Origin of the sequence: Embleya sp. NBC_00896, from assembly GCF_045207785.1 — a bacterium.
Lineage (GTDB): Bacteria > Actinomycetota > Actinomycetes > Streptomycetales > Streptomycetaceae > Embleya.
The window spans coordinates 18003-38492 of record NZ_CP108778.1 but is presented as its reverse complement, the minus strand read 5'-3'; the positions used below and the strand labels follow the sequence as shown (position 1 = coordinate 38492).

The following is a 20490-nucleotide window of genomic DNA, read 5'->3' as shown; positions in this document are numbered from 1 at the left end:
TCGGGCTCCGACGCCACGGTCCGATCGTCGTGAACGACGATTCGCAAGGAACCCAGATGGGCGAGCCGCCGGCGAAGCTCGTGTTCGCACCGATCGCACTATCGACTAGTCTGCGCCAACAGGGTCCGGGTGTTCTGATTCGAGATGCACGAGTCGAAGAAATCGGGCTGGCTGGGAGCCGAAGACCACGCGGTACTTTTCTCGCGGCTTGGCGCCGTCATGTGCCCTGGGTCCTGTCCGTACGGGACAGACAGCCTACCTCAATATAGTCAGTATCCGTCCTCTCGGTTGCAGGCAAAGTCACCTCCGTAAGCTTTCCATTGAAGATCATCCAGAGGCCAAAACAATCGTCGTCCTGATCACGAACCAACACCTGAACGGAATGTGGGTCGGGCCACTCGATTCCTTGAAGGTATTCAAAAATACCGTACCAATTCTGTCGCGTGAATTGGATAATCCACATATAACATAGTTTGCTGCCGGATTTCATGGCGCGAAACATCTCGTTGTCGATGGGGAAGAATTTGTGCCCGCCCCATTCCTGTGCGAACTCGTCGGTCGTCAGGTGCTCCATGACTGCTTCGGCGTCCCTGGCCAGGACAATAATCTCTGCGTCTCTGCTCATGTGCCCATTATCCGCAGGTGAGGAGGCCCGACGCTCCCGGGGCAGGTGTGACCGGGCGCGGTGATGCATCGGTCGGGACCTGGCACCGGCGGAGTGCGTGTTCGCTTCCGTCGGTAGCCACTCACCTCGAAGCCCACGGCCCCGTCTGCGTCGGCATCGACGGCCGACCCGCCGCTATAGCTGGGATTCGCCGCTGAACTGGTGCGGTGCCTGTATTCGAGGCGTGCGCCGCACGGGCCCCAGCAGGCGACTGATCCGGGAGAGCCAGGGGTCGGTGAGAGGTGCGACGAGCCTTGGCTTCGCGCATCACCAGGGAGCCGGCCCGCAGCTGTGGTGGAACCGCGTACGGATGGCCTACGAATGTGCGTCCCCCCTTTGAATGCGGATGTCGCAGTAGATGTACGTGGCGACGGTCAGGGCCGCCGTCAGGTAGAAGACCCACAGTCCGAGGTGGATGTCCACAACACCGTTGACGTTGCCGTGGTCGTCGACATACGAAGTTTCGGTGGACGTGTCCAGCCGCAGGAGGCAGCCCAGGGTGAGTGCCGCTCCCGCGTAGCCCGTCAGTCGCGCCGGCGCTCTGTCGCCCGGGACGAGCACCACCGACATCACCAGGGTCGTCGCCAGGCCGACGAGGACGCCCAGGCCCAGGCGGCCACCGTCGGAGCGAGCCTTGACGACCGTCCAATCACTCGCCGAGTAGGAGTAGGCGTGCAGGAACGGGGAGATGGCGAACAACGTGAGCCAGTACCGCCGGCGGGAGAAACCGTTCGAGCGTGTCGAACCGCGCCGGCTTGGGTGGTCTCGCCGGCTCGGCGGGCGTGCGCAGCAGTTCGGCGCACTCGGCCGCGGTTGGCCGATCGCCGTGACTGGGGGCGGTCATGCGGGTGAGTAGAGGCAGTCGATGCGTGGGGGCGGCGGCCCCTTGCCTGTGCGGTGAGTTGTTCGGCGGGCAGGCGGTGGCCGGTGAGCTTCTCGACCAGGACCAGGCCGAGCGAGTACACGTCCGAGCCTGCGGGTAGTGACGACGAACGCGGTGGCGTCGTCGCGGTATAGCACCGGCAACGACGTCGAGGCCACCGTGTCCCCGAAACCCCCGCCGTCCACGGACGCCTCCAACCGGTCCCGAAGACCGAGAGGATCGTCCAACGGCCGCCGCCGCGCGGACAGATGATCGAGAACGGCCCACACGTGCGGCCTCCACTCGCATACCACGAGGTAGCGCCAGCCGCAGGCCGCCGCGGCCTCCTCGGTGGCGGCGAACGCAAGCGCGTCGGCTTCCCCGATCGGCCGGCGCGGCCGCACGTCGAACAACCACCTGGCCCCGTTCGGCATGACGGCGAGGAAGTCCGGAATGTGAGCGGCGCGGCCGCCGCCGTGTTCGAAGACGAGCCGGAACGGCTGCGACAGCACCTCGGCCACGCGCACGAAGTCCAGCGCCAGCAACAGGCGAGCCTCCTCGAGGGACTCGAATCCGTGCAGACGCCCCGTCGACACCATGAACTGCAATCCCGGACGATGCCGTTGAGCGGCCCGCCACGTGAAACGCCGAACCGGCTGTGCCGTCGACACCGGAGCCGCGGCCAGATCCCGTACCGGCCAGACCACGTCGCGCCCGCCGAAACGCCAGGCCGCCGACCACCGTCGCGGCCAGGAAGCGCCCAGCGACAACCGCTCCCGTACGACGTCACCGACGTCGTACGGGACGAACAGCTCGTCCAACCCGCATGTATCGGAACGGATCCGGACGTGGACATGTGCCGTCACCCCACCACGACAGCACCTCTCCACTTGTGAAGCACGCCGATGTCCACACCCGACCGCAACATGCAGAAAGGCGATATTTGTGATCGGGAGCCGTCGCAGGTGCGCATGTGATCGGGTCGTCATCGTGGTGCCCCCGTTTCCGTCCGCAACGATCACCGAACCCGCCAGAGCCGGCCCCGGACGGCTGCCGGGCTCTCGTTCGCGCCCAGGACGACGAGGGCCGCTGCACAGAAGATCGGTTGCGACTATGCGAGCTAGGTGACATCAAATCCATGGCCTGAACTGGGCCTTAGCGACGTAGTTTTCGCCCCGCTTGACGCCAGAAGGCCGAGCTTGTTGACACCTACGCCACGTTTTCAGCCCCGTCGCCACCTGCCACCGTGCAACTCGGCTGGCATCTGAGCCCAAGTCGGCACCACGAGTGTGTGAGTCGGCAGCTTGCTCGGAACGGATGCTGTTGGTGATCTTGTCGGGGCCTGCTGGCATGGAGCTGAGGCGCCCTGTGCCGCTGCCTGACTTGCAGGCAATGAGCGAGGCAACTCGGACCTTTGGCTGTTCTGGTGGAACGGCAGGCAGGGTCCTACGCTCGTGGGGCGAACGCGGCGGGCGGTCGAGCCGTGAGGTATCCCCGCGTGGGGAGACGAGGGGGAGTGCTTCGTGCCGAGGGCAGCGTTTCAGTTTCCTACATTGCAGTCGGACGATCCGGACAGTCTCGGGGGCTTTCAGCTGGTGGCGCGGCTGGGCGAGGGCGGTATGGGGCAGGTGTTTCTCGCTCTTTCCCCCGGAGGGCAGCCAACGGCTTTGAAGGTGATCCGTCACGAGTTTGCCGGGGACGCGGAGTTCGGACAGCGATTCGCGCGCGAGGTGGGCGCCGCACAGAAGGTGCGCGGTGCCCACCTCGCGCCGTTGCTGGACGCCGACCCCCAGGCCGAGCGGCCATGGCTGGCCACGACGTACGTGGCCGGGCCCTCCCTGCGGGACCTGGTGGCCGACCATGGGCCGCTGCCGACCGAGCAGGTGATGCTGCTGGCCTGGGGCATCGCCCACGCCCTCGCCGACATCCACGCCGCGAACGTGGTGCACCGGGACCTCAAGCCCGGGAACATCATGCTGGACGAGAGCGGTCCGAAGGTCATCGACTTCGGCATCGTCAAATCTCTGACCCAGTCCGTGACCTACAGGAGCCATTCCACCCGGATCGGTACCCCGTTGTACATGTCGCCCGAGCAGGCCTCGGGCCGTGCCGTCGGCGCGGCCTCCGACGTCTTCGCTCTCGGTTCCACCCTGTACTTCCTCGCCGCCGGCCGTGAGGCGTTCGCCGCGGAGAACGAGTGGGCCGTTGCCCACCGGGTCGTCGCCGACGACCCGGACGTGTCCCTCTTCACTCCACCTCTGCGCCAACTGATCGCCACCTGCCTGCACAAGGACCCGGATCAGCGCCCGACACCGTTACGTGTGCGGGAGTGGTGCGAGGAGGAGCTGGGCGACACGCTCGGTCCGGGCGCCTGGATGGGGATCACCGGTGCCCGCGCGGCTATCCAGGCGCGCACCAGCGCTTTGCGCGCCCTCGCTGTCGCCGACTCGGAAGCGGCAGACACCCCCTTCCGCAATCAACCCGATTCCCCGCACATAACGGGTGGCGATGAAGGCGGCGGGACGATGGAGGCCGGGCCTGTCGCCTCGTCGGCTCCCGCCGCTTTGCCGGGTACGCAGAAACTGCCGCAGCAGGTGCCGGACCCGATCGGGCCCCCATCGGTGCGCGACGTGATCGGCACCCATGTGGCAGAGATCCTCGTGGCAGCGGGAGCGCTCCTCTGGGCGAGCTTCAAGCCGCTCTTTTCGGAGACCTGGAAGAGGGAGCCCTCCGGCACTCAAGTGGCACACGTAGTCGAGCGCTTCAACTGGCAGCACCCTTGGGAAGCGATTCCCAGCGGCTTCCCCGGAGTGGTAACGAGCTGGCAGGCGATTCCCATCGGGATCATCGGTACAGCGGCCGGCCTCGCCTTGGCAGTCCTGTTCCTGCTGAGGCTGGCCGGCGGCCAAGTGAACTGCTCCGGATTTGATCGAGACTCTCATTCTTGAGAGGATCGGACGAATCATGCCGAAGCACTATCCAAGGGACCTCAAGGAGCGGGCCGTGCGCCTGGTGCTGGAGTCCCGTGACCAGTACAAGTCCGAGCACGCGGCGATCCGCTCGATCGCCGCCAAGCTCGATGTGGGCCCCGAGTCGCTCCGCCATTGGGTACGTCAGGCCGAGGTCGACGCCGGCCACCGGCCCGGGACCACCACGGAGGAGTCCGCGCAACTCAAGGCGTTGAAACGGGAGAACGCCGAGCTCAAGCGCGCGAACGAGATCCTCAAGGCGGCGGCGTCTTTCTTCGCGGCCGAGCTCGACCGGCCACACACACGCTCGTAGCCTTCATCGACGAGCACCGGGACCGCTTCGGCGGAGTCGAGCCGATCTGCACCGTGCTCACCGCACACGACTGCAGCATCCACCCGAGCACCTACTACGCGTACAAGAAACGCGCCCCCTCGGCGCGATCCGTTCGCGACGCGGAACTGACCGCCCTGATCGGAGACGTCCACGAAACCAACTACGGCGTCTACGGCGTCCGCAAGGTCTGGGCCGAGTTGAAACGCCGCGGCCACACCGACGTCGCCCGATGCACCGTCGCACGGCTGATGAAGGACGCCGGGCTCTCCGGCGCCGTCCGCGGCCGGAAAATCCGCACCACCGAACCGGACCCGACCGCCACGCGGGCGCCGGACCTGTTGCGACGCGACTTCGTCGCGTCGACGCCGAACCGCGTGTGGGTGGCCGACTTCACGCATGTCGCCGCATGGGCCGGCACCGTCTACGTCGCGTTCGTCGTGGACACCTTCTCGCGCCGCGTCGTCGGTTGGTCGGCCGCCACCGACAAACGCACCGACCTCGTACTCTCCGCGTTCGAGATGGGCCTGTGGCAGCGCGACCGGACGCAACACCCCGTCCGGCACGGGGAGTTGATCCACCACAGCGACGCCGGCTCGCAACTTGAGTTCAAGGGGTCGTTGCAACACCGCTTCCTTGCAGTGAGCGTAGATGATCGTTGAGGGCCTCGGCAGGAGTTCGCCAGTTGAGTGTCTTGCGGGGACGGCTGTTGAGTGCAGCGGCGACGGCCTCGATCTCATTGACGTCCCAGCGGGACAGATCAGTGCCCTTGGGAAAGTACTGACGCAGCAGTCCGTTGGTGTTCTCGTTCGTGCCGCGCTGCCACGGGCTGTGCGGGTCGGCGAAGTAGACCAACAGCCCTGTCTCACACCGGAGTTGAACGTGTTGGGCGAGTTCCTTGCCGCGGTCCCAGGTCAGCGATCGACGTAGTTGTGCGGGCAGCTCGATGATCCTGGCCGCGATCGCGTCCTTCATCGCCTCGGCGCCGTAGCCGGCCAGCGCCGGGCCGTTCTTCACCCGTGGTTGGACGCCGTAGCCTTCCATGCGGGGCAGGTGCAGCAGCATCGTGAACCGCGTCGTGCGTTCGACGAGCGTACCGATCGCGGACCGGTCGGTGCCGATGATCAGGTCGCCCTCCCAGTGGCCTGGGACTGCTCGGTCGGCGGCTTCGGCGGGCCGCTCGCTGATCATCACGTCCGAGGTGACGTGGCCCGCGGGGCGTCGTCGCGAGCGTGCGCGCGGAACGCGCAGCGCCCGCCCTGTGCGCAGGCAGGCGACCAGCTCGCGCCGGAGCGCTCCGCGCCCTTGGACATAGAGGGCCTGGTAGATCGCTTCGTGCGAGATCCGCATGGACTCGTCCTCGGGGAAGTCGGCCTTGAGCCGGTGGGCGATCTGCTCCGGGCTCCACGCCGTCGCCCATCGGCGGTCCTGCCGGTGCGGCTTGTTGCGGCCCTTCCACCGCGCGGTCCCCGGCCCCGGCACCGGTGTTCCGTCGGGCCGGCGGACCTGGCCCGAGAGCCGGTCCTGCACGTACTCGCGGAGCCGCTCGTTCCCGGCCAGCTTGGCGGTTTTGGGGCGCCGCGCCACCAGTTCTGCCTTCCACTGCGCGACCGACGCCCGGTAGTCCAGCTTCCCACCGCGGGTGGCGGCGTTGCGGCGGAGCTCCCGCGAGACGGTCGACGGGTCGCGGCCCAGCCGGCGGGAGGTCTCCCGGACCCCGACGCCCTGGGCTTTCAACAGCGCGATCTCCTCCCGTTCCTCAAACGACAGGTAGCGACCCGACAACGGGGTGACCATGTGTGTCGGCATGCCGCCACGCTCCCGGAACCACCGACTGCCGGCCGCCTGCGACGCGCCGACCGCAATCGCGGCGTCCTCGCTGGTCAGCCCCTTGGCGATCTCACGCCAGAACAACCGCTCGACGTCACGACGAAGTGAGGGCTTCCCCGGCGACTTCATCGCGGCCCTGCCCGTCAACTCCCGCATCCACCCTGCTGGCCTGCCCATCCACACCTCCACCATCGAGGTGTTGCGACGACCAGTTGAATCCGCCCAATACACCTCGTTCCGCCTCGCCGCCCACCTGGCGCGCGAGGGCACCGCCGGATCCATCGGAACCGTCGGCGACGCCCTCGACAACGCGCTGATGGAATCCACGATCGGCCTCTACAAGACCGAACTGATCAAACCCCGAGGCCCGTGGCGCACCCTGGCCGCCGTCGAACTCGCCACCGCGGAGTGGATCGACTGGTACAACCACACCCGGCTCCACGGTGAAATCGGCCACGTTCCACCCGTCGAATACGAAACCAAGCACTACCAGGGACAACCAAAACCGCAGGTCATCGCCACACACCCGAGTCTCTAACGAACCCGGAGCAGTTCAAAGACCTGAAGAAGTTCGGCCTGGCGGCAGGTGTGATCTGTGCCGGCTGGATCACCATCGTGACGCTTCTTGGTCTGTGGGTGCTCGCGATGACGTTCGGCTGGGAGCGCTCGGATGACGCCAATCCCGGATACACGATTCGCACTGTGCTCCTGCCTGGGGGGTGGCTGCTACTTCTCGCAAACGGCCTGATGGCTGACGCGCTCCGACGCACGCACGGATACGTCGCGGGGCGGGCAGCAGGCAGTGCGTGACGCTTGGATCCGTCCTCGCCGAGGTGGGTCAGATCGGAGTTGCAGTACTCCGCAGGTCCCAGCCTGCCTGCCGCCACCACCGCGAGGACCTGAGGCGCTGCATACGAGTCGCAGCGCGGCGCGGGAAGTTTCGGCAAGATCGCCAACAGCATCCGGAACGTGAGCCAGAGGAGAGAGGTGGGGCCGAAGGACCGGGTGGACAGCTGCTCATACCAGGGTGATGTCCATGCCACCCTCGGCCAGGGCCTCAAGGACTACGGCGAACAGGTCGTAGGGCCGGCCGTCCGGCGTCAGGGCGTGGGACAGGTGCTCGCGCGCGGTCGCGGCGTTTCGCCAGAGCAGGGTGGCGGGGGCGGTGTAGCCGAAGGTGCCGCGCAGGCAGTCGTCGAGGGCTGCGAGGCAGCCGCCGAAGTAGCCGCCCGGCCCGTTGACTGCTTCGCCGAGCGCCAGGTAGAGGGCTGGTTCGTCGGTGATGTGCCGGCCGTCGAGTTCGTAGGCGTGGCCGGCCGGCCGGTCATGGTGGGATCGTCGGCAGGCCCGCTCCCGGGCGAGGTCCAGCCAGGCCCCGCGGCGGCGGGTATCGAGGCCGGCCCAGGCGTTCACGGCGTCCGGCGGCCCGGCGAGCCACCGCTCCCAGATTGGCCGGGCGTATTCGGGAACGGGTGTGAAGCGGCCTCCGTCGAGCTCCAGGTCGATCAGGTCCGCCCCGCGGGAGGATGGGCGCCAGTCGCTGACCGTGGCCCACAGCAGCCGGTCGGTAAGCAGCTCACCTCGATCGTCCCGTATCTCCAGAGCGGCCTCCCCCAAGTCCAGCGCCCGCCGGGTGCCCTTCGCGAGCGCCACCCTCAGCTGATCACTCTGCGCGAGCCCCCACAGGACGAGCGGGGGCGGCACGTGCTCAGGCGTCGGGACGCGGGTGAATTCCCGGCAGGAGCCCAGCCAGCGGTGCCCGTCGTGCACGCGAACGCGACCCCTGTGCCCCTCGGGCGGACCTTCGTAGTCGTCCAAACCGGTGAGCAACAGATTGTCCGTCCCGGGGAGTTGCCCCAAACTCTCCGCGTCCTCCAGCAGCCAGGCGTCGAGTGCCTCGTCGTCCGGCACCAGCCACACCCTGCTGCCGGCCCAAGCGGGTACGTCGGATTTCTCCGGGATCCAGCCGAACAGCTCGTACATCCCGCGCTGGGATTCTCCGAACAGTGCCTCCGCCTCGGCGCAGACGCCCCAGACATGGCCGTGCTCAGTCTCGCTCAGCGTGTACCGCGCGCTCCCGCGCTCGTTCTCGTCCTCGTGCACAGCGGAAATCATGCCCCGTCCACGTTCCGACGACGAAGCCGGGATTCTCCGCCGGCCGCAGGCTCGGTGCTGTCCCTGGCCGACGGCGCACATGCTCGGTGTCAGTCGGCACGACTCGATGTCATCTATCTCAAAATTTCGCATCGGTGAACGCCTGTGGCCGAGCTCGCCGCCAACTTTCGATCGGCACCGCCAACTATCAGTCGTGGTCACAGACGGCACCCGAGACTTGACGAAGAACACTCTCTATTCCGACTTGATTTCCTAGCGATTTCGCAAATTTTCGCGTCGGATTACGGTAGGATCGAGAGGTGTCGACGTCCATGGGAGGCCGGGCTGATGAATGACGAGACGCAGGCACTGTCGGCCGAAGCCGGGCCGCCCGAGGTCGCGCGCAGCACCGGTCCCGACGCGGCGCTGGGTGTGGAGGAGGTCCGCAAGAAGTGGGCACGCGTGGTCGCGGACGCCGCCGCGGGCGCGCGGATCGTGATCCACGCCCCGCACGGGGTGCGGGCGGTGTTGACCCCGCCCACTCCGGATGTGATCGCCGCGCAGGGCGAGTTGCCAACCTTTACGATGACCGCCGCCCGGCAGGGCCTGGGCAACCTCGTTCGCGCCGCCGCGACAGGTACCCCGCAACTGGTGCTGCGCTACCGCACCGTTTATGCCCAGATCACCCACCTCTCCGCGGCGCCGGCACCCGCGAACACACCCCCGGCAACCACCCGTCCCGCGCCGTCCCCGGCGATCGCACGCCCGGCCACCGACGACATCGCACCGGACCGGCCCACCGCCCCGAAGACCGGCCGTCGTGTGGCGGCGTTCGCGACGGCGTTGGGGGAGGCGACCACCGCCCGCCGACGCGCGATCTCGTTCGGCCCCACGGCCCTGGACGAGGCCTCCGGTGGGGGCGCGTTGCCCGGCCGTCTGGTCTTGGTGGTCGGCGCGCCCGGCGCCGGCGCCGGCCTGCTCGCGGCGGGCACCGTACTGTCCGCGACACTCGCCCCGGCCGACGACCCCGACTCGCCGAACGCGGTGCTGTCGTGCACGCCCGGCCGCCCCCGCGCCGACATCGCGGCCCGCCTGACGGCGGCCGCCGCCGGAGTGGACCACCGCAGGTTGCGCGCGGGCACCCTCACCGACACCGAACGCCACGCCGCCGACGCGGCATCGACGCGCCTGGCCGCCGGGGGGCTGCTCCTGGACGACGGCGCCGACCTGACCCTGGACCTGTTGCGCGAGACCGCGGCGGATGTCGCGGGCCTGCGCCTGCTAGCGGTGGATCCGCTCAACCACCTCCTCCCCGCCGCTACCGGGCCTGCCGGTCCCGATGTCCGGCGGGGCGTGGCGGCGTTGCGCCGGCTGGCTGCGGACCTGGACGTTCCCGTGGTGGCCGTGTGGGAGACAGGCGCGGGTGAACCGCCCGAGGTCGCCGCGGCGTTGGCCCAGGCGGACACCGTGGTCCACCTGACCCGTGAGGGTGAGCAGGCGTTCGCGATCGTCGCCGAACGCGATCTGGGCCCCGTCGCCCAGGCGGCTCTGCACGCCGACCTGGCCCACGTCCGCTTCACCGACCCCCCACCGGCCTCGACCGAGACCGAGACCGGCCCGGCCGGGACGGCCGGCGCGGCCCCGGCCGACAGGGCCGAGACCCCCGTCCCCGCTCCTCGCGAACGAGCCGAGGGCCGACAGGACCGGACCGTCGCCGCCGCACCGGCGACCGCACCCCGCACGTCGAGCACGCCCGGACGCGAGACCGCCCGCTCCGCGTCCACCGCGTCCAAGGCCCCGGCCGCGTCGAAGACGGCGCGCAGGGTCGTGGTGGACACCGACGAGGACCCGCTGCCCGGCGCGATCGCGGGCGCGGTCGCGGAGGAACTCGCCGCGGCCGAGGGTGACATCGCCGCCGCGAGCGAGGCCTTGGCCAGGCGGGCGATCCCGGACGTGATGGAGCTCCTGCGCCTGTCGCGGGCCGGTTCGCGGTACGAGCACACCTGGTACCCGCCTCTGCCGGAGTTGTTGCGCAAGCGCAGCAAGGAGGAGTCGGACGCGGTGTGGGAGGCCCGCCCGAAGTGGCGCAACAAGCACCTGCCCGCCGGGGATCACGAGGTCACGGCGCTGGACATGAACGCCGCGTACCTGTCCGCGCTCAAGGCCCACCTGCCGATCGGCCCGCTCGAACACCGCGTCGGCCCGGAGCTGGACGACTTCGACGGACCGCGCGGCCGCAAACGCCGCCGCGCCGGCATCTACCTGATCGACCCGCCCGCCTGGGAGCACGACAGCCTGCCCAACCCGCTGGGCGACCGCGACGAGCCCGGCCCGCTGTGGATCACCGACCCCACCCTGCGCCTGCTCCTGCGGTGCGCGTCGCCCGCCTACGGCAACCTGTGCGAGGAACCGCGGATCCTCGAGTCCTGGACGGCGGTGGCCACCGAGAACCTCCTCGAGCGGCTGCGGACCGCGTTGCGCGACGCCCGCGACGCCGCGATCGCGGAGGGGGACGACGTCACGCTGGACTACGTGAAGCAGATGTACGCCAAACTCGTCTCCACCATGGGCGGTTCGAACTACAACCGGGAGATCAACCGCCCCGACTGGATGCACATCATCCGCTCCCAGGCGTTCTCGAACCTGTGGGTCAAGGCCTTCAAGGCCCACCAGGGCGGCCTTGCCGTGGTGCGGGTGATGGGCACCGACGAACTCCACCTCACCGGCGGCGACTGGCGCACGATCTTCACCGAGGGCCGCGGCGTCGGCGACGTGAAGATCAAGGACACCTACACCCTCCAGACCAAGGAAAGGAACTGACGCCGTATGCCGTACCGCTCCCTGGAGCCCGGCAAGTACGGGATGCGCGGCATGCGCGCCTCCGCCCTGGCCGCGCAGCGCCTGGACGAACTCGCCGACGGCATCACCTCACCCGTCGACACCGAACGCGGCCTCGCCGCACGCCTGCGCTACCTCACCGCCTCGGGAGCCGGCTACACCGCCATGGACACCGCCGGGATCGCCGTCACCCCCCGCACCCTCGCCGCCTGGCTCGCCGAGGACCAAACCCCCAATCGGGCGAACCTGCGCCGGATCGACGCCGCCTACCGCGATCTGCGCCGGCGCAACGTGGTTCGCTCGCTGACCCGCCGCCTGAACAACAACGGCCGCGGCACCCGCGTGGAACTGCATCCGCACGACCAGTCCGGGGTGCGCGAGCCGCACCGGCGAGCGGGGGTGGCCGGTCACCGCAACGTCAACGTCCGCCGCTGGGACGCGATCGTCCGCGCCTGGGCGGCTGGCGACGAACAGACCCTGGACGAGCTGTGGACCGACGAGGTCCTGGCCGATCTCGGCTCGGACTGGGGCGGCTTCGAGTTCGCTTCCGGGGTCGGATTCGCGGCCTGACCAACTATTTTGTTGGATTTTGGGCTTCGAATCTCCCGAACGGTGGCCACTCGCCGGCCGATTGGCCACTCATCCGAGACTGGCCGGTCGGAGTCCCGAACGCCATCACTCACAAGAGTGAACGCAGGCGCCCGCCGAAGGTCGACAGCGCCCACGGGCGTGAGATCGAGGGGCCCGTCACAGCCTGTTCGGGCCGAGGGCGGCCGGCCAAGTGTGCTCGCACGCTCCCGGTTCGTCGACCAAGTGCACGAACGACGAGCGCCACGGCGCGGTCTGCCCGCGCCATGCCGCCCGATGAGGATCAGCGTGGTCCCTGTGCCTGCCAATGCCGGAGCAGTTCGCGCCAGTTCCAGCGGGCTTTGCCGAAGGTGGCCCAGCGCGGATCGGCCGGCTCTGTGCGAAGGTCGTCGACGGCGATCCGTACGGCCAGGTCCAGCCACTTGGCGCCGTATTGCGTCCCGATCAGACCCCGCAGCGCGTCCCGCGAGCGTGGGAGGCGGGCGACGGAGCCCCCGTGGGCGGCGCGGATCTCCTCCGGGGTGAGCTCGCGGCTGAGCAGGACCGGCACTGCCAGTTCGACGAAATCGCGGCACTTCGCCTCGTGGGGGCTCATGTCGATCACTCCGCGGAGCGCGCGGTGTGCGTCGCCGGCCCCTTCGGTCGCGTGGTGGGTGATCAGGCCGCGGGGCACGGGCGAGTTCACGCGGTCGTCCGGCTCCCACGCGAGGGCGACCCACCGGTGCGGCGGTGGCGCGGGCCGGGTCAGGAGCCGGGCGAGCAGTCGCTCGGCTTCCGCTTCGTCGGGCAGCGGGCCGGACTTGGTCCACTCGGTTCGGCGTCCCAGCGGCGTCGCGGTCACGCCGGCCCAGTACACGTACGGCACCACCAGCCGGTCGTGCACGCGGCGCAGCCGCGCGAGGTAGTCCGCCTCGCTCAGTCCCAGGTAGTCCAACTCCCGCCGGAACCCGCCCACCGTGATCATCGCGTCGCGGCGCAGTGCACGGTGCAGGTCGCCCGCCAGGGTTTGGAATCCACGCTCCGGCAGGCGCAGCGCGGCCTCCAACGACCCGAGCGTCGCGTTGCAGCGACGACACAACGCGCCGCGTACCAAGCCTGTGGCGTGGTCGTGGTCGACGACCACTGCGGCTCCCGGGCAGAGCATGCAATGCGGGTGCTCGGCCAGGTAGCGGCCCTTGGCCTGCGACGACATCGATTGGTACCGCACCCGTGCCTCCTCGTCTTCGCGGCCGACCGGTCGTCGACCTGCAGAGCGTCCCGGCTTCCATGGGACGAGAAGTCCGCGGCGGACACACGCGTTTCCGTGAATTGCGCACGGCCCCGAGCCCCGAGACATATCCGGGTCGGTCGGATGACGTCGTGCGCCCACTCTCTCGATCGGGGCCCGGGTGCCCGCCGCTGTCGGCAAAGTCGCTGGTCGAAGCTCCGGGTGGAGAGAGATGATGGGCCCGTTCCGTTCCGAGTGATGCGAGGAGAGCACCCTGATGACCGTGCCGCCGCTGACCACCGAGGAGCGCCGGGCCGCGCTCGCGAAGGCCGCCGCCGTGCGTAGGGAGCGGGCCGAGGTGAAGGAGGCGCTCAAGCGCGGCCGGTTGTCGCTGGGCGAGGTGTTGGCCGCCGAATCCGACGCCGTGCGCAAGATGCCGGTCCGCGCCCTGCTCGAATCCCTTCCCGCCATCGGCAAGGCGCGGGCGGCGAGGCTCCTCGGCGAGTTGGAGATCTCCGAGAGCCGCCGTGTGCGCGGCCTGGGCATCCAACAACGCGACCGGCTTCTGGAGCGGTTCGCACCACAGGACTGACCGGCGACGCCTCGCCGGCTGGGGATCTCGCGTCGGGCATCGCCCGCGCGGCGCCCCGGAGCGGGCACACGGGCCACCGACAGGGCCGAGTGGCAGGCGAGTTCGCGTTTCTCGACGCGCGTCGGACAACGACCGGAGCACTGGTAGCGTCTCGCCGAGGTGCCGGGCCGTGGCACTACGGGGGATGGAGTCATCGTGGCCTTCAAACGCAACGCGGGCGATGCCGGAACACCCGACGACCCGGTCCAGCTGTATCGATTGCTGGCGCAGGGCAACCGCGGTCCCGAGGCCGTGTGGGGTCATCAACAGGATGTGCTGCGCGCGTGGCACAGGAGCATGTCCGACAAGCCGGACGTGGCGATCGAACTGCCTACCGGGGCGGGGAAGACACTCGTCGGCGGACTGATCGCCGAGTTCCGGCGGCGCAAGCACGACGATCGCGTCGCCTACCTGTGCCCCACCAAACAGCTCGCCCGCCAGACCGCGGCCAAGTTCACCGCGTACGGCATCCCCAACGTCCTGCTGATCAACCGCGTCGCCACATGGAACCCGGCGCACCGAGCCCGATACGAGGCGGGTGAGGCCATCGCGGTGAGCGTCTACAGTCACGTCTTCAACTCGCGGCCCGCCCTGGACAACGCCGCCATGTTGGTGTTGGACGACGCCCACGCGGCCGAGGGATACGTCGCCGGACCGTGGTGCCTGACCATCTCCCGGGACGACGCGGAAGCGGCCTATCAGGACGTTCTCTCCGTCCTCGAACCGGCGCTGGACCCACTCGTCGTGCCCAAGCTCCGCGCGGGGGACGAGTCCCATCGATCCGCCGTCTACCTCGCCTCGCCGGTCGGTGTCACCGCCCAGGCACAGCAGTTGGAGGCGACCGTCGGCGCGGCTGCGGACGCGCGCAAACTGCCGGTGAGCGAACGTCACGTCTGGACTCTGCTCCAAGGGCGCCTCGACCGCTGCCTGGTGTACGTCTCGCACGGGCAGATCCTGATCCGGCCCCTGATTCCCCCGACGAGGCAGCACGCGGCCTTCAGCGATCCCGAGCGGCGCATCTACATGAGCGCCACCCTGGGAGACGGCGGGGAGCTGGAACGCTCCTTCGGACGCCGGAAGATCAGCCGGATCCCGGTGCCGGACGGCTGGGAGAAGCAGGGCACCGGCCGTCGGTTCTTCCTCTTCCCCGAGTTGACCACCGACCTTGCGGCCGACCCCGACCAGGTCCCCGCCTTCGTGGCCGGAGTCGTCGCGAAGGCGGGCCGCGCGATAGTCCTGACTCCCGACCGCCGAACCGCGAACGCGTTCATCCAGCACTCACTGCCTCCGAACTGCCCCGTCCTCGACGCCGGCGACGTCGAGGACGACCTCACGACGTTCACCTCGCGGCCTGATGCCGCCTTGGTCCTCACCAACCGCTACGACGGCATCGACCTGCCCGGCAACGACTGCAGGCTCGTCGTCCTCGCGGGCCTTCCCGCCCGCGGCGACCTACAGGAGCGATTCCTCCACGAATCCCTCGGCGCCGTCGAAGTCCTCCAGGAACGCATCCGAGCGCGCATCGTCCAAGGATCCGGACGCGCCACCCGAAGCGTCCGCGACTACGCAGCGGTCATGGTGCTGGGCCAATCCCTGACGTCCTACCTGTCCGGCCGCGACGTCCAGGCCGCCATGCACCCCGAGGTCCACGCGGAAGTCGAGTTCGGGCGCCGCAACAGCCTGGACACCGACTCCACCTCGATGCTCGACAACCTCGACGCCTTCCTGGGCCAAACCAGCAACTGGGACGACGTCGACGGCGACATCGTCGCCAACCGCGAGACCTACAGCCGCGCCGTCGCCCCCAGCGCCCCGGAACTTCGGAAGTCCGCCGGGCACGAGGTCGCCGTCTGGGAGAAGATCTGGGACAACCAGTGGGACTGGGCCCTCACCGAACTCCGGAAGGTCATCGACGGGCTCACCGGAAATCGGACCCCACGACGCTATGCGGCCCTGTGGAACTACCTGGGCTACAGCCTCGCCGACCGACTCGCCCGACAGACCGGCGACACCAGCTACGCGGAAGCCGGCGCCCGCTACTACCGCGATGCCAGAGCCATGAGTGCCGGCACCAGTTGGCTGTCCCACCTCGCTTCCCCCAGCGAGGCCCATGCCGCCACCGACAGCGAACTCGACCCCCTAGACGAGGCCGCCATGCGCGGCATCGCCACGGCACACCGCCACCAACTACAGCGCCCCGAGGTCTTCGAACAGACCCTCCGCACAGCACCGGACTCGACGGCCAGGAGTTCCGGGCCTACGAAGCCGGGCTCGTCACTCTCGGCACTCTCGCCGGCGCCTCCGCAAGCTACGGCAATGACGACGACGCAGAGCCCGCCGCCCCGGACGCCGTGTGGATCTTCGAGGACGCCCGCTGGATCACCTGGGAAGCCAAAAGCCAAGCGACCGCTGTTGGCGCGGTCGGCCCGAACGAAGTCCGACAGGCACAATCACATCTGCCGTACACGGAGACCGAGCGCAACACCTCCGCGCCGAGCGACTCCGTCGCGTTCGTCATGTCCTCCAAGCCGAAGATGCTCCCCGCCGCGCGCATGGTGGCTTCGAGCACCGTGTACCTGGTTCGCCCGGCACCGGTTCTGGGTCTCTTCGATCGGCTGGCCAGAGCCTGGCGCACCGCTCGTGGCCGAAACATCCCCACGCTGTCCACGAAGGACCTGGCTACCATCTTCCGCGCGCAGGACGCGCTTCCATCCCAATGGCTTCCGTGCCTGCGCACCGAACCGGTCAAGCAGCCCGACGCGGAATAGCAGTGGACGTACGCGTGGCTCCGGACGCCCGGGCCCCGCGCTCTGGCCCTTCAGGCGCCGACACAGAGACGGCGCCGGCATCGACGCGAGTTCGGGACCGCCTCCCGGCGTGACGTGGCGGTCGCAGGACCGCGCGAAGGCCGCACCGGCGGCCGACGGGGAACGGCCACGTCCCCGTTCGGCCATCGGGGCGGGGCGTCCGGACCGCGGCGACCTCTTCACGCGCTTTCCCCCACGTCCGCGCGAGCAGGTGACCGTCCGACCGGACCCCTCCGACGCGGACCGGCCCCCTCGGAACGGGGCACGGTCGGCCCCGGTGACTTAGGCCCAGCGCGGGTCGAGCACGCGAGCGACCGTGAACGACGAGGCGGGACTTGCGAACCGTGTTCCGGCGAGCCGACGGCAACTCGGCGAAACACGTGCGAGTCTCCCGCGTGCGCTTCGCCGTCCCGTCCGGGGCGCCGGTCCCTACGCTGTCCGCCGTGGCAGACATCAAGGAGACCCAGGCGTTCAAGACGCTGGCGGCACGGACCGAGGCGGAGCTGCTGACCCGTCGCCTGGACGTCGTGCCCGCGGCGGTGCACGACGTACTCGCCCACGCGGTCACGACGGTGGCCGCACACCTCGACGTCCAGCCCCGCGCGGCCCTGCGCCACATCAAGCCCTCCGTGATCGCCGACCGGATCGCCGAAGCGGGCGACCCCGCGGCCGAGGGAGCGGAGGATGTCCACAGCGTCCGCCCCCTCCGCACCGACGAACGCAAGCTCTCCGTGCCCCGCTGGCTCTGCTCACGCCCGCTGATGGCCCTGACCCAAACCGTCAAGTACGCCTGCGCCAACGGCGATTCCCGCACCGTGCAGCACGCCGCCGACCTCGCCTACGAACTCGGCGTCGTCATCGGGACCGACCCCGATCAGGACCGCGTGGAGATCCCGCTGGGCGTCCTCGACGAGACGACCCACATCCTCGAGCACGTCGCCGACCGGATCGACACCGGCGGTTGGAGCCTGCACGGCGCCCGGACCGACACCACGTTCCCGGCCGCTCTGCGCCGCGACGCCGAACTCGTCCGCAGGATGCGCGCCAAGGCCGACATCTGACGACCGCCCCGCCGAACGTGCCGACATCCCCCGACGGAACAGCAGCCCCGCGCCTTCGGGGCCGCCCGGGGCACCCCCGACCCGGTTCAACCCAGCGAGAAGTGGGATTGGACCTCGACCGGCCCGCCCGTCCCGGAGATGAACCGGCGGGCATCCACCGCCCGGGGCGCCGTTCGTCGAGTTCCGCCCAGGGCCTGTTCACGCGGGGCATCGAGGGGTTCACTCGGAGTACGGCCCGGCCGGCCCGCATCGTCCGCGGCCGTGCCGCACACCGGAACGGACAGGGAGAGAACATGAGTCGACCGTTGATCCTCGACCGCACGTTCACCACCCCCACCACGGCGGGACCGCGTCCGCTGCCCGAGCACCACTACGACCCCGCCACCTGTGTCAACGTCACCGCCGACGGCGTCCCGCTCGTCCACGCCGCCGACCCTGCGCTCGTCGCCGACTACACGCAGACCCAGGACCAGAGCGGCCTGCACACGGATGACTGATCCGCCCCCGTCCGTGGTGGTCGTGGCCGCCGAGACCGACCTCACCGCCGACCTGGTGGTGACCCGCCTCCTCGACGGCCACGCCACCGTCCTGCGCCTGGACCCCGGCCGACTGCGCGACGACATCGACATCACCGGCGAATTCCGCACCGGCCACTGGCAAAGCGTCCTGCGACACGGCGGCCGGACCGCCGTGCTCGGCGAGCACTGCTCGGTGTACTGGCGCAAGCCCACCCGCCCCGACGCCCACGACGACGCGGACCAGAGGTGGCGCGCGGACGAGAACACCACCGCGCTCCTCGGACTCCTTCGGACCCACCCCCTCAAGGTGTGGTGCAACGACCCGACGACGACGGCGCGAGCCGCCCTGAAACCGGCGCAACTCGCGGCCGCGGCCGCCGCCGGCCTGTCCGTCCCCGACACCCTGCTCACCAGCGACCCCGCCGCGGCCCGCGCGTTCCTCCGCGCCCACGACGACCGCGTCGTCGTCAAGACACAGACCAAACGACACACCGCCTTCGTCCCCACCACCCGCCTGCGACTCGCCGACGACCTGGACCGCGTCGCCGGAACCGTCCACTACCTTCAGGCCCTCGTCGCCGACCGCCTCCTCGACGCCCGCGTCACCGTCGTGGACGACACCGCGTTCGGCGCGGCGATCACCACCGACGGCGAACTCGACTGGCGCACCGCACCCCCCGGGACCTGTCGCTACGCCCCGCTGACGGTCCCGGACGACATCGCACGGGCCTGTGTCGCGCACGTGCGCGCCCTGGGACTGGCCTACGCGGCCCTCGATTTCGTCGTCACCCCGCAGGGGTGGTGGTACATCGAGACCAACCCCAACGGCGAGTTCGGCTTCGTCCAGGCCCACACCGGCCTGCCCGTCGCCGAACGCATCGCCGACCTGCTCCTCCACGGCCCTTCGAGCGGTTCCTCCGCCAGCGCCGGGCTCGCCCGGGCGAGGATGTGACGTATGGACCCGTTGCTCGCCGCCGCCCTCGAACACCTGGGCGCCGCGGACACCCCGCGCCCGCTGACCCCCCACCACACCACCGCCTGGCGCACCGACCACCACAGGATCAAAACGGCCACCACACCGGCCGCCGTCACCGCCCTGCACCACGAGATCCACGCCCTCACCCTCCTGCGCGAAGCCGGCCTGACCCACCTGACCGCCACCCACGGACACCTGGGCGACGGCGTGTGGACGGCCGTCTCCTGGCGGCCCGGCATCACCCTGTGGGCGTGGTGCGCCCCGGCCCGCGCCCAAGGCGCGGACCCGACGTACGCGCGGCGGCTGCGCGAGATCGCCCGCGACGCGTTCACCACCCTCGGCACCTGGCACGCCGCCGGGTGGCGCCACGGCGACATCCACCCCGACAACATCCTCGTCACCCCCGACGAGGGCGCCGTCGAGTTCATCGACTGCGACCGCGCCCACCACCGCGAACTCCTGCCGCTCCCGGGCCCGTACCGGGGCGGCGGCGACCAGGGCACCGCCCCCGAGATCGCCCGACGACTCCTCGACACCGACCCCGCGGTCCACGTCGAACTCACCGCTGCCGCCGAGACCTACAGCCTCGCCGCGGCGATCCGCTGGGCCTGGACCGGCGTCACGCCCGCCACGGACCGCTTCGCCGGCCCCCACGCGAGCGCGGCCGACGTCCTGGAGGACATCGCCACCGGACGGCGCCGCATCCCGCTGGCCGACGCGAGGCCCTGGGCGGACCCCGACCTCGAAGCCGTCATCGAGGAGGCGATGAACCTCGAACCCGCCGAGCGCGCGACCGCCGGCGCGCTCGCCGCGTTCGGGGCGACGCGGGCGTGAGACCGTCGGCGTCGTGCAGGGCCCGGTCGACCGCGACGAGTGTGCATGGGCGGTGTCGTGGCAGCGGATGGGCGTCAGTGGCCATCGAAGGGGGACCACCTACGCCTCGCCGGTCCAGATCAGGGCGAGTTGCGTGAACCGGCTCCCTGCCGCGACGACCACCGCCCCCCGGACGCCTACATCGTTCGCTCTCAAAGGATCCGATGGCTCCGCCCTCGGGTGGTGCCCGCCGTGGTGGTGCGTGTGCGAATCCGCTTGATGAATCAATCCCGCCGCTGTT

Annotated in this window: 18 protein-coding genes; 12 read left to right on the top strand and 6 right to left on the bottom strand. The window is 69.8% G+C overall.

Translation table 11 applies throughout. From position 1 onward, the window contains the following. Positions 1 to 217: 217 nt before the first annotated feature. From OG928_RS47465 to OG928_RS47455, 3 genes are all read right to left on the bottom strand, one after another. Positions 218 to 625: a hypothetical protein gene (locus tag OG928_RS47465; protein ID WP_331738205.1), complete on the bottom strand. Its 408-nt coding sequence runs from the start codon at positions 623 to 625 to the stop codon at positions 218 to 220. 354 nt (positions 626 to 979) lie between these two features. Next, complete coding sequence (locus OG928_RS47460; RefSeq protein WP_331738202.1) at positions 980 to 1363, bottom strand: hypothetical protein; 384 nt, start codon at positions 1361 to 1363, stop codon at positions 980 to 982. Positions 1364 to 1504: 141 nt separating this feature from the next. Then, positions 1505 to 2347, bottom strand: a complete 843-nt coding sequence (locus OG928_RS47455) for a hypothetical protein (RefSeq protein WP_406292178.1) — start codon at positions 2345 to 2347, stop codon at positions 1505 to 1507. A gap of 732 nt (positions 2348 to 3079) precedes the next feature. On the opposite strand from OG928_RS47455, the gene OG928_RS47450 reads away from it, so the two are divergent. From OG928_RS47450 to OG928_RS47440, 3 genes are read left to right on the top strand one after another with little or no spacing between them, the layout of a single operon-like run. After that, positions 3080 to 4474, top strand: coding sequence for a serine/threonine-protein kinase (locus OG928_RS47450; protein WP_406292176.1), 1395 nt, complete (start codon positions 3080 to 3082; stop codon positions 4472 to 4474). A gap of 16 nt (positions 4475 to 4490) precedes the next feature. Then, positions 4491 to 4808: a transposase gene (locus tag OG928_RS47445; RefSeq protein ID WP_331738193.1), complete on the top strand. Its 318-nt coding sequence runs from the start codon at positions 4491 to 4493 to the stop codon at positions 4806 to 4808. A 5-nt stretch (positions 4809 to 4813) separates the two neighbouring features. Next, positions 4814 to 5488, top strand: coding sequence for an IS3 family transposase (locus tag OG928_RS47440; protein WP_331738847.1), 675 nt, complete (start codon positions 4814 to 4816; stop codon positions 5486 to 5488). On the opposite strand, the gene OG928_RS47435 is transcribed toward OG928_RS47440, so the two are convergent. Further along, positions 5436 to 6812 carry an IS30 family transposase gene (locus tag OG928_RS47435; RefSeq protein ID WP_331738844.1) on the bottom strand — a complete coding sequence of 459 codons (1377 nt, stop codon included), beginning with the start codon at positions 6810 to 6812 and terminating at the stop codon, positions 5436 to 5438. The two genes, OG928_RS47440 and OG928_RS47435, sit on opposite strands and share 53 nt — an antisense overlap. Before the next feature lie 43 nt (positions 6813 to 6855). On the opposite strand from OG928_RS47435, the gene OG928_RS47430 reads away from it, so the two are divergent. Next, positions 6856 to 7194 (top strand): integrase core domain-containing protein, encoded by a 339-nt coding sequence (locus OG928_RS47430; RefSeq protein WP_406292174.1) that lies wholly within the window; start codon positions 6856 to 6858, stop codon positions 7192 to 7194. A gap of 479 nt (positions 7195 to 7673) precedes the next feature. On the opposite strand, the gene OG928_RS47425 is transcribed toward OG928_RS47430, so the two are convergent. Further along, positions 7674 to 8771, bottom strand: a complete 1098-nt coding sequence (locus tag OG928_RS47425) for a barstar family protein (protein WP_331738190.1) — start codon at positions 8769 to 8771, stop codon at positions 7674 to 7676. 327 nt (positions 8772 to 9098) lie between these two features. Here OG928_RS47425 and OG928_RS47420 point away from each other — a divergent pair, with 327 nt between their 5' ends. Both OG928_RS47420 and OG928_RS47415 read left to right on the top strand, forming a co-directional pair. Beyond that, entirely contained in the window at positions 9099 to 11570 is a 2472-nt protein-coding gene (locus OG928_RS47420) for a DnaB-like helicase C-terminal domain-containing protein (RefSeq protein WP_331738187.1), read from the top strand. A gap of 6 nt (positions 11571 to 11576) precedes the next feature. Then, positions 11577 to 12158 (top strand): transcriptional regulator, encoded by a 582-nt coding sequence (locus tag OG928_RS47415; RefSeq protein WP_331738184.1) that lies wholly within the window; start codon positions 11577 to 11579, stop codon positions 12156 to 12158. 301 nt (positions 12159 to 12459) lie between these two features. Here OG928_RS47415 and OG928_RS47410 read toward each other — a convergent pair whose 3' ends face one another. Next, complete coding sequence (locus tag OG928_RS47410; protein WP_331738181.1) at positions 12460 to 13383, bottom strand: endonuclease domain-containing protein; 924 nt, start codon at positions 13381 to 13383, stop codon at positions 12460 to 12462. Positions 13384 to 13660: 277 nt separating this feature from the next. On the opposite strand from OG928_RS47410, the gene mihF reads away from it, so the two are divergent. The 6 genes from mihF (at position 13661) to OG928_RS47380 (ending at position 20210) form a co-directional block, all read left to right on the top strand. Then, positions 13661 to 13975, top strand: coding sequence for an integration host factor, actinobacterial type (gene mihF / locus OG928_RS47405; RefSeq protein ID WP_331738178.1), 315 nt, complete (start codon positions 13661 to 13663; stop codon positions 13973 to 13975). 195 nt (positions 13976 to 14170) lie between these two features. Beyond that, positions 14171 to 17107, top strand: coding sequence for a DEAD/DEAH box helicase (locus OG928_RS47400; protein ID WP_331738175.1), 2937 nt, complete (start codon positions 14171 to 14173; stop codon positions 17105 to 17107). A gap of 157 nt (positions 17108 to 17264) precedes the next feature. Then, on the top strand, positions 17265 to 17882 hold the full coding sequence (locus OG928_RS47395; protein ID WP_406292171.1) for a hypothetical protein: 618 nt from the start codon (positions 17265 to 17267) through the stop codon (positions 17880 to 17882). 293 nt (positions 17883 to 18175) lie between these two features. Further along, positions 18176 to 18379 carry a hypothetical protein gene (locus OG928_RS47390; RefSeq protein WP_331738171.1) on the top strand — a complete coding sequence of 68 codons (204 nt, stop codon included), beginning with the start codon at positions 18176 to 18178 and terminating at the stop codon, positions 18377 to 18379. Next, positions 18372 to 19352, top strand: a complete 981-nt coding sequence (locus tag OG928_RS47385) for a hypothetical protein (RefSeq protein WP_331738168.1) — start codon at positions 18372 to 18374, stop codon at positions 19350 to 19352. Before OG928_RS47390 ends, OG928_RS47385 begins: the two co-directional genes overlap by 8 nt. 3 nt (positions 19353 to 19355) lie before the next feature. Continuing rightward, positions 19356 to 20210, top strand: a complete 855-nt coding sequence (locus OG928_RS47380; RefSeq protein WP_331738165.1) for a lipopolysaccharide kinase InaA family protein — start codon at positions 19356 to 19358, stop codon at positions 20208 to 20210. The last annotated feature ends 280 nt before the right edge of the window (positions 20211 to 20490 follow it).